A 13,746-nucleotide genomic window follows, 5' to 3' on the forward strand; every position below is an offset into this window, starting at 1 on the left:
ATAATATCATATATGGGTGTCTTTTCTTTATGCATTAAAAAGCCTCACCATCCTATGGAAATGGTGAGGCTCTTATGACTATTATTTATCATCAGTTTTATTATAAACACATTTGGCTTCTCCAACATCCTGTTTTTTAATTAAATCTAAGTAAAAATGTGAGACAGTTGTGTTGTAATAAGGAGAAATGAAAATAAATGATAGATTAAATGTAAACATTCCTATAAATGCGGCTAATAAAAACCACCCAATAAAAGATAACCAAAGAACAAATAACTTTAACTTATGTCCTTTCATTATTTTTTTACTCTCCCTTAATGCTTCACTTGCTGTATAATCAGGGTTCTCTATTAATATGTAATATGCCATGGAATAAGAAAAATATTTAATAATACCTGGAATAATTAATAAAAGACTCCACAAAAAAAGAAAAATAGCCTGCAACAGACCCAATTTTATTGACTTAAACAAATTGTTCTTCTTAAACCCCAAAAATACATCATCCACTTTAGCATCTTCATTTTTACCTAAATGTAAGGTGAAAACAGAATATCCATAGTTAAAGATACCTTGTATGGAACTGTAAATTAAGAAACAAATAAGTCCTAAAAATGTATAACTTAGAATAAGTAAAACTAGTGCTGTTGGATCTACTTGTGGTTGCCCACCAATTGAATAAATAAAGAACACATCCAAGCCAATTACCCCAATAAACAGGCCAACTATTAAATACATGAAACTAGCGATCGCTGATGCACTTAGAGTTGGTACAAAATAGTATAACGCTGATACTCCTATACCCACTCCCCATTTTCCATCTAACGAATTAAGTGCTTCTTTCTTTAAATTTCTTATCATACTTGTATTCCCTCCTTTTTTTTCGTATTTTCATTTACTGAAAAGTAATTCTCAAAATAAAAGAACTTGTAGCAGGCCCCGCTACAAGTTCTTTTAGCTAAATATTTTAGCTCATCAAAATAAAATATACATTCTACACAATCAGGGGTAATGCCTAAAATATGGTTTGTTAACATCATTATATAACATAATTATGAAATTTTGTTAAAAATTCTATAATTTTAGATACATTTCATTCCACTTTCTTACTTATTTATATTTTTATTTAGTTTAATCGTTTATAAAAAGGTAAAAATGCACCGTTGAAATAAAGTCGTACTGTTTATAAAAAAAGATGTACCGTTTCAAAGAAAGTTATATCGTTTATAAAAAAGTTGCACCGCTTTATCCCTTTGTATATAGGGATATTTTTTGTGAGTATTTTTAATTATAAGAAACATTTTGTCAAAAATACTTTACGAATTGCAAGAAATACATTACAATCTTTTCAAGAGGTGTTGCTATTGTTACAAAATAAAATTGTAGTTTGTCGAGCAGAAAAAGGTTGGACTCAAGAAGAACTGGCAAAAAGAGTGGGTGTCAGTCGTCAAACTATCGCTACTCTTGAAAAAAATAAATACAATCCTTCTCTAATTCTTGCTTTTAAAATTGCAAATATATTTGAAAAGTCAATAACTGACGTGTTCGATTATCAGGAGGAGTGAGACATATGTTGTGGTTAAAATCTTTATTTTTAGTTTTAATATTCATCAGTCAGATGTATGTAATAAAATTTCAATCAAGTGATGAAGCAAAAGACGAAAGAGGGAGAGAAATTCAATATAAAACAAATAATTTGTTGTACAACATCCTATATTTAGGTATCATTGCCATTATTATTTTTCAATCGATAGATATTGTTCCTTCAGAATTTCTACCTGATTTATTGTTATATTTTGTGCTTTCATTAAGTGTGCTAGGCAGTATTTTTATATTTATCAACAGGAACAGGAAAAATTACTAATATGAGCTAGTTTTTTTATCTTGTTCTGTTAGACGATCGAACAAAATGTTTCTTTTAAAAAGTGAAATTTATATACTAATCATGAAGGAATATAGTTAAACTAACAGCTGCGTTTATTTAAGTAGACCACATAAAATAATCAATCTTTTTTATAAAAAATTAAGGAATTCAAAATTAAAACCCACACATTTTGATTAAACTTTTTCAAAGTGTGTGGGTTTCTTCTATTTATAAAATCAATATTTGCAGCAATATCGCATTTCTGCTACAATTTCTTTTTAAATTCTTTATTTATAAAAACATATTCTTCCGGATCATCATCCTCACCATACCAAACTTCTATCTTTTTAATATGTGAAACTACTTCCCTTAAAATTACATTCATAAATGATGTAATAGGTATTACGTTATGTTCTGTATCTCTGTAGTTCTTTATAATAGCTATAAATGACCATTCATTACCTTTTAAATTTGTATAATAATTACTCTCTTCTTCCCAGTTTCCTCTGTGAGACCTCATATATAGAAAGTCATCTTCTGCTAATGCTTCATTTATCTGTTTCTTAGTAAATGGAATGGTCTTACTTTGATTAACTTTTGTATATTCTTTAACGAATGGAAATTTTAAAGCTGCTTCTTCCCAGCTTCCTGTATTTATTAATTCCACCAATTGTTTATATTTGTCCTTTATAATTACTTTAACTCGAAAAGCTGTATACATTACAAATGGCACCTTTTTCACCCTCTTGAACCCATTATGAATTTAATTACCATATATCCTTAACTACACTATAGTAGGTTTTAGAAATCGTATTACGTTTCCCTTTTCGTTAAATTCACTCTCGTTGTTGCAATTCTTAGAGGTAAGATCAACTATATAACTCTCTGAAATTTTAAAAGTTCTTTCCTCATTAAACATTTTCAAAGGAACTGATACTCCAACATTATTATCTAAATGACTTAGTACCATTACTGGAATAGTTTCTCCTTTTAATAAATCAACATATGAGGTCTTAACTTTATAATAATGCCCTTCTAAAAAGTGCATTTTTCCGTTTATTAAATCTACTGCAACTCCGTTATTACAGTACGCTAAGCTTTGATTTGAAAAATGAATATCATCTGATACTTTAATCAATCTCATTGTTTTATTATCAAATATATAGTAACCCTCTCTTACTACAAAAAGATTATGCGGGTTGATAAACTCTAAAAGATAATGTGTGATTTCAAAACTAGTATCGCCCTCAATCATTTCACTGTATTCTGCATAAAGTTTCTCTAACTTTTTAAATGTGCTTAGTTTGATTCCCTGGTTTGGTCTTGATGCAAGTGTTAAGTCATCTAATACCCATTTAGCCACATATGTTGACGTTGGAATCATTTACAATATACCTCCTTCAAAATTCTATATATAAACATATAAACTATTTAAATTTAATAAATTAGGCTCTACTTAAAGTATAGGCAGAATCTATTTAATAACTAAGATAATTCTCTAACTTTTTCATATTTACTTCTTTTGAACCACCCCCACTTTCACTTCGTTTAGAAGAGGGGGATTCCTAAGTAAAGAGTTCTATCGAACTCTAATTTATTAGGCTAGCTCCACAGTCCTTGCGGTTAGAAGCCTTATCGCTTCATTCTTTAGATTGATACTTGCGTTAATATCCCTATCATGGTGTGTACGACAAGAAGGGCAGTCCCATTTACGTAGGTTTAGATTTTTAACGTCTTTGTTTTGATAGCCACAACAAGAACATAATTGGCTGGAAGCAAATGTTTTCGATACGACAATGACTTGTTTGCCGTACCATTTTGCTTTGTATTCCAACATGGCTCGAAACTGTGACCATGATACCTCACTAATTGCTTTTGCTAACTTATGATTCTTTAACATATTCGATACTTGCAAATCCTCTATACCGATAACATCGTGGTTTTTGATGATTTCAGTTGAGATTTTGTCCAAGTAATCTTTTCTAGCATTTGTCATGTATTCATGAATTCTAGCTACCTTTACTCGCTGTTTATTCCAGCGAGAAGAACCTTTCATTCTTCTAGAAAGAACACGCTGTGCTTTCGCCAACTTCTCTTCTAACGATCGAAAAAACTTCGGATTTTTATAGATTGTTCCATCTGACAAAATGGCGAAATCTTTTAGCCCTACATCCACTCCAATGTAAGAATGTGTTTTCGGAAGTTCTTGCACTTCTGTTTCAACTAATAACGACACAAAGTATTTACCAGAAGGGTTCCGTCTAACTGTAGCATTTAAAATACGGCCATTTACTTCACGGCTTTTGGCAAATCGAACAAGACCTAGTTTTGGTAGTTTAATTTTGTTTCCTACGACGGCAATGTTTTCATTTGTTTGTTTTGTGGTGTAAGATTGTACATTATTCTTCTTAGATTTAAAACGCGGGGCACTGTTTTGTTTTTTGAAAAAGCGTGTATAAGCATCCGCAAGGTTGCGAACAGACGACTGAATAGCGATACTATCCACTTCTTTTAGCCAAACAAACTCTTTCTTCATGGCAGGAAGTTTGGCAGAGCATGTACCATATGTTAAACCTTTTCCTGTTTCTTTGTATACATTATCCCATAGAGATAGGAAATGATTGAATACAAAACGAGAACAACCAATCGTTTTATTGATTAGGGTCGCTTGTGCTTTATTTGGATAGATACGAAATTTATATGTTTTATTGATTACCATTCGTTTCACCTCCATTTCGATATGCGTTTATTATACAACAAACATACATTCGATAGGTAGTGAATGAAGTAACACTTTATGTATGTCGAACAATTAAGATGGCTTCCTGCCATCCCTTGTCCGAAGCCAATTCATCTCCCACCTACTCACTTCGCGTTCCTTGAGGAAGGAGTCTTCTTGGCTAAAGTGATAAATTATATTTATCAAACTCTAAAATGAAATCTTTATAATTAATTTACATTTTCAGAAATTTGAGATATTATTTGTTGTATACACCTTTTTAATTTTTTAAATCAATCTCAATACACATAAGCCCTTCGGGTTACTTGAAATAAGAATGTAATGCTAACTGCATTAGTTCTTACTATCCAGTATCCTTGAAGGGCTTTTTGTATTGTCTAGAAAGGAGCGAGTAAATGAGTTTTAATGAATTCGTATTAGATCAATGCGGAAAAACATGGCCAGAATTAAAAAACGAGACTCTGATTGAAAATCAGGATCTAACACATGAAGACATTCAAGAAATTATCTCAAATCAATACTTACTTTTGAGAAATGACTACGAAGAATTCCTATTAGAAACACAGTAAGAAAATATTTAACGCATTTATGCGTAACAACCAGACTTCTCAATTTTGAGGAGTTTTTATTATGGAGGGAGTTTAGATGACTAATTTTATTGAGCTGCTAAATGAAACTTACTGGGATAGTTGTTTAATTCACGAACATGCTGAAATCCAAAAGTTCTCTAAAGCAAAAATTGAATTTACAAAAACTATGCTTTTTTTAGATTCCTATAATCGTATCTACAAAAAGAATCCAGAAATATTTACTTTTATGATGGAAGTACTCTCTTCTAGTCTAATTAAAGCGATATATCGTTTTATCGCCCCGAAACTTGAAGAAAGAAATCTTCTCGAAAAAACAGAAGTACGCCATAAATTCCAAAATACACAGCAAAAATCAACTTTCTATTTCAACAGTAAGATCGGGCAATATGAATTAAGCATTAACTTTGAAAGTATTACATCAATTAGCATGTACTTTGGAAGTCATGTATTTGACGATATTATTCTGCTAGATAGACAAATACACTTTCTGTTGGACCAATTTTCAGATGCAGCAGCAAGTCATTATGAAGATGATAGAAATATTATTAAGGATAATAAGGAGGAATTATAAAATGTTTGAAAATAATAATGAGTTATTCAGTTTGTATTTAAATGGTGAGTTTCAAGGGTATGTGAATAGCGACGATTATCATCAAATAGCTGCAGCAATTCGTGTATTAGGCATGAAAGGAGATTTAATTTTCACTTCTTTTATGGATACTACGGTTATTTCGACAATAGGAATATTTTTAGATTATTGCTTACCAGAAATACGTCAACCATTAATGCAAGAATTAGTGCCCATGCAACAAAGTGCAGAATCACCTGAATTAGCCCTTCTTGGAAATATTCAATTTTACGCTCAAGATGATGAAACAATTGAGGAATTTTCTGAATTTCTTTTAGAAAGGCTTAAAGACACTCCAAATTATCCAGCTGGTTTAATACAGGGGGTTATATATGGAGTTGTTATTCCTGTCGGTATGGAATCAACTAAAGAATCAATAATAGAAGACTTATATGAACAACTAACTATCAGTAATTAGAACCTGGGTGAGAACCTAATTTTATAGTTTCAAAATGGGGTTATATTCAATTTGAATATGCCCCTTTTCTGCTTTAAAAAATAGTCAAGGGGGTACTTTTATGTTAGTGGCATTTGCATCTAAGACAAGTAATGTTGAACGGTTTATAAAATCATTTCCTGATATAAAGTCAGTAAAAATTACTGATAATTTACTCCTTGAAGAAGATTTTATACTCGTTACTTACACAACAGGTTTTGGTCAAGTGCCACAACTTGTAGAAGACTTCTTAACTAAGAATAACAAGCATTTACGGGGCGTTGTAGCGAGTGGTAATCGCAATTGGGGAGACATGTTTGCAAAGAGTGCAGATGTTATCTCTGATAAATATAACGTACCAGTATTATTGAAATTTGAGTTATCTGGAACGATAAATGATCGCAAGAAATTTGAATCTATTTATTCTCAGATTGTATGAAAAATATTTAAGTATTAAAACATACAGACCAGGGGGAATAAAAATGGCAAGTATTAATGGAATTGAAATCAAGACTTACACAATTAAGCGTGGACATGATGGTGAACCACTTCAACAAGCAGTGGTATATATAGATGGGAAAAAGACTGGCTATATCTCTGACGGTGATTGGGGAGGCCCAATGGTATTAGAGTTTAGCAATTATGATTTAACCGTGATTAAGCAAAGATTATTTGCATATGCCAAACATGAAAATTTCATTTCCAGTATGTCTTGTGATATAGAAATGCTATTTGCACTACTACTCGGATATGTAAATTTAGAAAAGGTATATAAAAAGATTAGTAAAAAGAATAAGGATTTACTCTTATTAGTAGTTGGTCTCCGAGAAAATTATTTAAAAGGCTGGTCGATGAAGAATGAGTTAGTATATTGGCAATTAGAGAATGATGATCCAAAAAAAATAAATAACTTTATAAACAAAATAAAAAAGAGTGAAGCTTGTTCTGAAGTGATTATATTTCAAAAGCAAGAAGATTTCCATATAAACACTCATGACTTTATTCGTATTTAAGAAAAATTCACTTTCACTTGTTAATAGTCAAAATATCCTTTTTTAGTTTAACTTTGATGTAATTTGAAATTTAAATACTTGGATAAAACTTCTGATTCACCCAAATAATTGAGGTGAATCAGAAGTATATTAAGGAGGTCCTTCATGCTTAATTTAGTTAGTATTAAATCAAAAACTCCTGCTATGAAATTTCCAAGAATCAAAAAACTAATACAATTCGATGTAGATATTTGGCTATATAAAAATAAATTACCTATCGATCAATTGGATTTACACTTTAAAAAATGCACAAATTGTTCCTATTATGGGGTTCAGCCGAGATACGTGTAAAACTAGGTCATAGTAATACATTATTTACCAATAAGTGTTTTTCGATGATATTTGTAACATAAACGGTCGTTTTTGTTATTTTATATTTAAAAATATGAAATATCTTAACCGTTGAATTAGCTGTAACAAAATACTGTATCAAAAATAATCCGTAACATTATTAATGAAATACCTTTTTGTTACACTAAAACCTGATAATGGAAATGAAATACAGTATGTGACCCGAAATTACATGTATCTCGGTCGAACCCCTATGTAAGGGGGATAAACAGTTTAATCTATTATGTTCAGATATTCTTCTAAGGTAATGTTTTTTTCATAAATATCTTTAGCAATTTCACCAACATATCGAATATGCCATGGTTCATATGAATAACCCGTAATGTGTTCTTTTCCTTTTAAATAACGAATAATAAAACCGGCACGATGAGCATTATTTTTTAACCAGGTTCCTTCAGCTGTGTTAGCAAATTGAGTTTCTAATGTATTATTGACACTATCCGCAGAAACATCCATCGTTAACCCTGTTTGATGTTCACTATGCCCTGGCTTTGCAGAAACTTTATCAGCTTGTAACTGACCTTGCGTCTCTACATTTCGCCTATAGACACTTTGTTGATATTTTTCAGAGCAATAGCAGATTCTTTTCGCATATAATTTTTCTCTAGAATCTCATCAAATGAAAACTTAACATTGGGCACAATTAAATCATTAGGTCTATAATTACTTGGAAGTTTTCTATGCTTATTCACTACCACATCCACAGCATCTGGAAAGGTAATAGTTATAAACCACCCATCACCACTTTGAATGTTCTCTTTACTTTTAGCAATATCAAATGTACTTAGGAAAAAATTACATATGCACAGGAAGAGTAAAAAATTCACCCCTACTAAGCCGCCTATTAATTTTCTATTCATTTTATCTACTCCTTATAGATACCACTTTTATAACCTGTTTCGTATTGTGATGTAACGATCTAATAAATTGCCGGGATGTTTTTTATATAATTTCATTTTAACTATTTATTATAATTTCAAAATACATTTTACAGATTAAAAAAAAGGTATATAAACTTTATGAAACCCATATGAAAATAATTTTTTTGTTTCTATAAATCGCTTGGCATCTTCACTGGTTCCCATGACAACAGAAATCATTCTTCTTTCACCTTGTTTTGCTGTTCCTGTAAAACAATAGCCTGCTTCATCTGTAAATCCAGTTTTTAAACCATCGATTCCTTGAAAATGCAACTTATTACTAGATGTATAGAGCATCTTATTTGCGGTTTTTAAAGTTGTACCATTAAAATATTTAGGCTTGATTAATAGATTTATTATGTTTAATCTTGCCTTTACAATAAATAGATTAATAGAGAAAGATAAAATGCAGATGATGTCGAAATTAATAAAGAAATACACTATCCTGTAGACAAGAGGAAGATTTTCACTCTAAAGAATGCAACTCTTTCTATTTATATTAATGAAAGAATTGTATCTTTTCATTAATTGATTAATTACAAACAAGTTCATGCTGTAAAATATCCAATAATCCCATCAACAATACCTTTTTTTGATTTTGTTTGGAATTCTTCTGAATTCATTCGTTTCTCATCACTTTCATTCGAAGTAAATCCTAACTCAATTAAAACAGCTGGAGTTGAATTCTCCCTTAAAATAAGATAATCACTACCTTTAACGCCTCTATTTCGAGCATCTACATCTTGATTGAAAATAGCTTTTTGTATGCTCTTTGCTAATTTCTTATCTGACCATTTATTCGCTCCATAATGAGTTGTTATTCCTTGCACACTCGTATCTTCAAAAGCATCATGATGAATGCTAATGTAAAGATCTGCTGAATGATTTTTAGCTATATTTACCCGTGCTTGTAATTCTTCTTTTTGCTTCGTCTCTGATAATAAGCTAGTATCCTTTTCACGTGTCAAAATGACTTTCGCATCCGTTCTCTCTTCTAACTCTTTTTTTATATTTTGGGCTACTTTTAAATTAAGATCTTTTTCTATTGTTCCATATTTCTTTCCCTTTGTTCCTCTGTCTCCCCCGCCATGACCAGGGTCAATTACAATTGTTTTCCCTTTCAAACGTAAATCATCAGTTGTTACATTTTTATGTGCTTGTACCTTAAATAAAAAGAAACTTGCACTTATAAATACTAGTATAAATAAAAAGACTTTCGTCATTTTTTTCATCAAAAACTCCTCCTTATCAGGCTTCTATAAATTATCGATAGCGTAAAACAAAACCATACTTCCATGCCTCTTCTTCAATCCATTTTCCTTCAGGAGCTTTCTCCATTTTCATTTGAGTAGACCCTACATCGAGTGATAAACCTAAATTATGTTTGCTATATCCTGCGGCAATGCATAATCAGAGCCCATTTTTTGATATAGCTTCCTTTGCTCTTTAAAATCTCGATAACCACGACTGATCAAAAAATGAAGAACACCTTCTTTTTTCGCCGCATCTACGACCTTCAAAAATTTATTCACAATGACGAAGATTTCTATCAAGTACTCCATAGCCTCTTACTAACTCTTTATTTTGAAATAAATTTATAATATCGGATTTTATGCTATCTTTCTGAACTGGATAATCTTTATTAACTAGTAATAGATCACCTTTATAAATTTGCTTTTTTGTAATTTCTTTCTTTTCGGTATGCGTAGAAGCTACCTTATCATCTTTTTCCACTCTCTTAACCTCTACGCCATTTTGAAATAATTGTACTATATAAATACCAGCACATACTGTGCACAATATAAAAAGCAAAAAAATACCCACTTTTTCATTTCTAGTTTCCTCCTTAACCTTACTTACGTATAGGATAGAAAAAACTATTTAAATAAAAAGTGGGGTAAACTTAAAATTTTTATTAAATTATTAAATTAGATTCAGCACCATCGTCCGCTGGTAATCTTACTTCAAATATTGTTCGTATTAAATTACTTTCGGCAGAAATCGTTCCGTTATGTTGCTCTACAATATTTTTTGCAATAAATAAACCAAGCCCTGTACTATCTTGCTGCTGGGTTCGTGCTTTATCACCTGTATAAAACATATCGAAAAGATACGAATGCTTTAAAAATGGTGCAATTAAGAAACAATCGGAATACATAAAAATTGATGTGAAACAGATTTTAAACCAACTACAGCCCGGAGAAGCATTTGAATTAAAACATACTTATATTGTGATAAACAACAACTGTTTGCACGTGTTATTTTGGTTCTGGTGCAAAAATAAAATAAAAGAGAATAAAGCGCATATATTCCTAACGGAATCGTATCTTATGCTGCAAGTCCAAACAATTGATGGATGAATTCTTTCTGATTTTGGACAGACTGGTTCCGTAAATCAATCTGTTCTTTTTTAATCATATGCATGGCTTCTACTCCAGAAAGAATGGATATAGCTGTGTCAAAAGATTTGAGCCCTAGCATAGAACGGATACGCTTCTTTATAAAGCGATGATCTTGTTCTACTATATTATTCAAGTACTTTTGTTGTCTATGTTGCATACCATCAGGTATGCTTTTTTCTTTTTTCAACTGTTCAATTGCTATAGGATAAGCCGGATTCTTATTGACTGTTATAACACGTGGCTTTGAAACATGAAAAGACCGCAAAGATTTCTTGAAAAAGCGTTTTGCAGCCTTTTGGTCTCTTGTTTTGCTTAGATAAAAATCGATTGTGTTTCCTTTCGAATCAACAGCACGGTACAGGTACATCCATTGCCCTTTAACTTTGATATATGTTTCATCGACTCTCCAAGAGTCATTGGTTTGCTTGAGGTGACGACGAATTCGTTTGTCCAATTCAGGACCATACTGATGAACCCAACGCATAATCGTGGTATGAGAAATAGATAAGCCCCGTTCCTTCATCATTTCCACCAAACCACGAAAACCGAGGTTATACCGTAGGTACCATCTTACCGTTAACAAAATAATATCAGGCTGATAATGCTTCCATTTGAAAAAATTTTCCTTTTTCATACTCATCACACACCTTTTCTAGAGTAGTAATATCAGTATGTCCAAGTTCTATAGATTTTTTGCACCAGAACCGCTCTCTTGATAAAGAGAGCTCCTTTTTAAGATATATTGACATTTCAGCACAACATATCAATCGCTCAACCAAATAGTCATAAGTGCAAGGCCTAAATTCATGCAGCGAATGGTAGCAAATTTAATATTATTGTCCTGCTTTTTCTAATGCTTCTTGACGTTGACCTCATTTAAAATGCCAATACTCCATTAAGATTCGGCATTTTTTTATTTTACCTTCATATACACAAAGGCTTCATTTGTAGTTATATAGTATGTTTTCCTTTTGCCATTCTGCACTTTATATTATCCTATTAAACTTTGAATTATTGGTAAGAAATGCTAAGGTTAAGTAGGTTAAAAAACATACAAAGTGAGGCGATATTCTTGAAGAAATTAAGCTTATTACTAACAGCATTTGTAATGATTGTTACATTATTTATTCCTAATCTTGCAAGTGCTAAATCTTTCCCTGATGTCCAAGCTAACCATTGGGCGATTAAAGAGATTAACTATTTATCAGAAAAAGGCATTATTAATGGTACTCCAGAAGGATCTTTTAAGCCAAGTGACAATGTAACTCGTGGACAAATGGCATTAATGCTAGATTTATCGTTAAAATTAGAAAAACCATCTAGCTATAATCATATTTTTTCTGATGTAACCAAAGGTATCTATTACTATGATTCTGTACATAAGTTAGCACATAATAACATTGTACAACGTGAGAAAAACTACTTCCCTGACCGCTCATTATCTCGTGCAGAAATGGCAGTAGTTCTTGTTAAAACTTTTGATTTGAAGCCTACAGGTGCGGATGTCAATTTCCCTGATGTTCCATCTACTCATTGGGGTTACCAATATATCAAAACTCTAGCTCAAAATAATATCACCGCTGGATTTCCTGATGGTACATTTGGTCCAGACGTAAAAGTAACTCGTGAGCAATTCGCTGCATTCTTGGCTCGTGTATTAGAACCAAGCTTCCGTCCGGCTCTTCCTAAGCCTAATGGTAACTTAGAGGTTCATTATATTGATGTGGGACAAGGTGATGCTACATTTATTAAATCTCCAAGTGGAGAAACAATCCTCATTGACGCAGGTAACAATGGAAAAGGTAAAGTAGTGGCGAATTATCTAAAGGGATTAGGGGTCCAAACAATTGATTATATGATTGCTACTCATCCTGATGCCGATCATGTAGGCGGATTAGATGAGGTCCTTTATTCTATGAATGTAAAAAATGTTTACGCTCCTAAAGTAAGTCATACGACACAAACGTATAAAGACTTTTTAACTGCAGTAGCTAACAAAGGATTAACAATTAAAGAAGCAAAAACTGGTGTAACTTTACCAATCAATGGTTTAAACTCACAATTCTTAGCTCCTGTTAAAGAATATGGTGACGACTTAAACGAATGGAGTGCTGTGTTAAAAGTAACGCACGGTAGCAAATCAATCTTATTTACTGGCGACGCTGAGACAAAAAGTGAAAAAGATATGGTTGCAGCGCATGGTTCTAACCTAAAATCTGATGTATTAAAACCTGGCCATCACGGAAGTAAGACTTCTTCTTCTCAACCATTTTTAGATGCAGTTAAACCAAGCATTGCTGTAATCAGTGCCGGTGCAGGTAACCGATATGGACATCCAACACAAGAAACTTTAGCTAAGTTATCTGCAATGTCTGTTAAGGTATATAGAACTGATTTAAATGGAACAGTAGTTGTTAACAGCGATGGTTCAAATATTTCTGTAAGAACGGAGAGATAATTATGCAAAGAGGGATTATTGACCGTTTCGAAGGGGAAATAGCAGTTATTGAACTTAATAACTCAACAATTGATGTGCCTAAATCCAAACTCCCTTCTGCTGCAAAAGAGGGTGATGTTCTTATTATTGAGGATGATACGTATACAATCGATAAGAATGAAACAGACAAAAAAAGACGTGAAGTCCAGGACTTAATGGATAAACTATTTGAATAGCAAAATTAAATAGTTAAATGAAAAGAGTCATCCTGTTGGATGGCTCTTCTTTATTTCACATATCCATAGGCTTTGTTTACAAATTAAGCAGAT

15 protein-coding genes and 5 pseudogenes are annotated in these 13,746 nt (G+C 31.9%); 10 read left to right on the forward strand and 10 right to left on the reverse strand.

What is annotated here, in order from left to right; translation table 11 throughout:
- Positions 1-81: 81 nt before the first annotated feature.
- Positions 82-858: a DUF975 family protein gene (locus FT637_RS26280; protein ID WP_193648765.1), complete on the reverse strand. Its 777-nt coding sequence runs from the start codon at positions 856-858 to the stop codon at positions 82-84.
- Between the two features lie 503 nt (positions 859-1,361).
- Between FT637_RS26280 and FT637_RS26285 the strand changes: the two genes are divergently transcribed.
- Positions 1,362-1,562, forward strand: coding sequence for a helix-turn-helix transcriptional regulator (locus FT637_RS26285; protein ID WP_141523320.1), 201 nt, complete (start codon positions 1,362-1,364; stop codon positions 1,560-1,562).
- Positions 1,563-1,567: 5 nt separating this feature from the next.
- The gene (locus tag FT637_RS26290; protein ID WP_002192061.1) at positions 1,568-1,861 is read left to right on the forward strand and encodes a hypothetical protein; all 294 of its coding nucleotides are present in this window, start codon (positions 1,568-1,570) and stop codon (positions 1,859-1,861) included.
- Positions 1,862-2,126: 265 nt separating this feature from the next.
- On the opposite strand, the gene FT637_RS26295 is transcribed toward FT637_RS26290, so the two are convergent.
- From FT637_RS26295 to tnpB, 3 genes are all read right to left on the reverse strand, one after another.
- Complete coding sequence (locus tag FT637_RS26295) at positions 2,127-2,582, reverse strand: hypothetical protein (RefSeq protein ID WP_193648808.1); 456 nt, start codon at positions 2,580-2,582, stop codon at positions 2,127-2,129.
- Positions 2,583-2,645: 63 nt separating this feature from the next.
- The gene (locus tag FT637_RS26300; protein ID WP_193648766.1) at positions 2,646-3,245 is read right to left on the reverse strand and encodes a hypothetical protein; all 600 of its coding nucleotides are present in this window, start codon (positions 3,243-3,245) and stop codon (positions 2,646-2,648) included.
- Between the two features lie 213 nt (positions 3,246-3,458).
- Positions 3,459-4,580: an IS200/IS605 family element RNA-guided endonuclease TnpB gene (tnpB, locus tag FT637_RS26305; protein WP_193648767.1), complete on the reverse strand. Its 1,122-nt coding sequence runs from the start codon at positions 4,578-4,580 to the stop codon at positions 3,459-3,461.
- A gap of 416 nt (positions 4,581-4,996) precedes the next feature.
- Here tnpB and FT637_RS26310 point away from each other — a divergent pair, with 416 nt between their 5' ends.
- The 5 genes from FT637_RS26310 (at position 4,997) to FT637_RS26330 (ending at position 7,268) form a co-directional block, all read left to right on the forward strand.
- Positions 4,997-5,170, forward strand: a complete 174-nt coding sequence (locus tag FT637_RS26310; RefSeq protein WP_193648768.1) for a hypothetical protein — start codon at positions 4,997-4,999, stop codon at positions 5,168-5,170.
- Positions 5,171-5,246: 76 nt separating this feature from the next.
- Positions 5,247-5,762 carry a hypothetical protein gene (locus FT637_RS26315; protein ID WP_193648769.1) on the forward strand — a complete coding sequence of 172 codons (516 nt, stop codon included), beginning with the start codon at positions 5,247-5,249 and terminating at the stop codon, positions 5,760-5,762.
- A gap of 1 nt (position 5,763) precedes the next feature.
- A complete protein-coding gene (locus FT637_RS26320; protein ID WP_193648770.1) occupies positions 5,764-6,237 on the forward strand; it encodes a hypothetical protein in 474 nt (157 codons plus the stop codon).
- Positions 6,238-6,337: 100 nt separating this feature from the next.
- A complete protein-coding gene (gene nrdI / locus FT637_RS26325) occupies positions 6,338-6,694 on the forward strand; it encodes a class Ib ribonucleoside-diphosphate reductase assembly flavoprotein NrdI (protein WP_193648771.1) in 357 nt (118 codons plus the stop codon).
- 43 nt (positions 6,695-6,737) lie between these two features.
- Entirely contained in the window at positions 6,738-7,268 is a 531-nt protein-coding gene (locus FT637_RS26330) for a hypothetical protein (RefSeq protein ID WP_193648772.1), read from the forward strand.
- Between the two features lie 603 nt (positions 7,269-7,871).
- On the opposite strand, the pseudogene FT637_RS26335 reads toward FT637_RS26330, so the two are convergent.
- From FT637_RS26335 to FT637_RS26355, 5 genes and pseudogenes are all read right to left on the reverse strand, one after another.
- Positions 7,872-8,518, reverse strand: a pseudogene (locus FT637_RS26335) (D-alanyl-D-alanine carboxypeptidase family protein).
- Between the two features lie 135 nt (positions 8,519-8,653).
- Positions 8,654-8,902: pseudogene (locus tag FT637_RS26340) on the reverse strand (D-alanyl-D-alanine carboxypeptidase); the annotation flags it as partial.
- 224 nt (positions 8,903-9,126) lie between these two features.
- A complete protein-coding gene (locus FT637_RS26345) occupies positions 9,127-9,810 on the reverse strand; it encodes an N-acetylmuramoyl-L-alanine amidase family protein (RefSeq protein ID WP_193648773.1) in 684 nt (227 codons plus the stop codon).
- 37 nt (positions 9,811-9,847) lie between these two features.
- Positions 9,848-10,410: pseudogene (locus FT637_RS26350) on the reverse strand (M15 family metallopeptidase); the annotation flags it as partial.
- An 83-nt stretch (positions 10,411-10,493) separates the two neighbouring features.
- Positions 10,494-10,691 (reverse strand): annotated as a pseudogene (locus FT637_RS26355) (ATP-binding protein); the annotation flags it as partial.
- Position 10,692: 1 nt separating this feature from the next.
- Here FT637_RS26355 and FT637_RS26360 point away from each other — a divergent pair.
- Positions 10,693-10,841, forward strand: a pseudogene (locus FT637_RS26360) (IS4 family transposase); the annotation flags it as partial.
- Between the two features lie 65 nt (positions 10,842-10,906).
- Here FT637_RS26360 and FT637_RS26365 read toward each other — a convergent pair.
- On the reverse strand, positions 10,907-11,614 hold the full coding sequence (locus FT637_RS26365) for an IS6 family transposase (RefSeq protein ID WP_193648774.1): 708 nt from the start codon (positions 11,612-11,614) through the stop codon (positions 10,907-10,909).
- A gap of 438 nt (positions 11,615-12,052) precedes the next feature.
- On the opposite strand from FT637_RS26365, the gene FT637_RS26370 reads away from it, so the two are divergent.
- Together FT637_RS26370 and FT637_RS26375 are read left to right on the forward strand one after the other, a co-directional pair.
- Positions 12,053-13,438, forward strand: a complete 1,386-nt coding sequence (locus FT637_RS26370; protein ID WP_193648775.1) for an S-layer homology domain-containing protein — start codon at positions 12,053-12,055, stop codon at positions 13,436-13,438.
- A 2-nt stretch (positions 13,439-13,440) separates the two neighbouring features.
- Positions 13,441-13,653 (forward strand): DUF3006 domain-containing protein, encoded by a 213-nt coding sequence (locus tag FT637_RS26375; protein WP_193648776.1) that lies wholly within the window; start codon positions 13,441-13,443, stop codon positions 13,651-13,653.
- Positions 13,654-13,746 lie beyond the last annotated feature (93 nt).

Origin of the sequence: Bacillus cereus, from assembly GCF_015071065.1 — a bacterium.
GTDB lineage: Bacteria > Bacillota > Bacilli > Bacillales > Bacillaceae_G > Bacillus_A > Bacillus_A cereus_BA.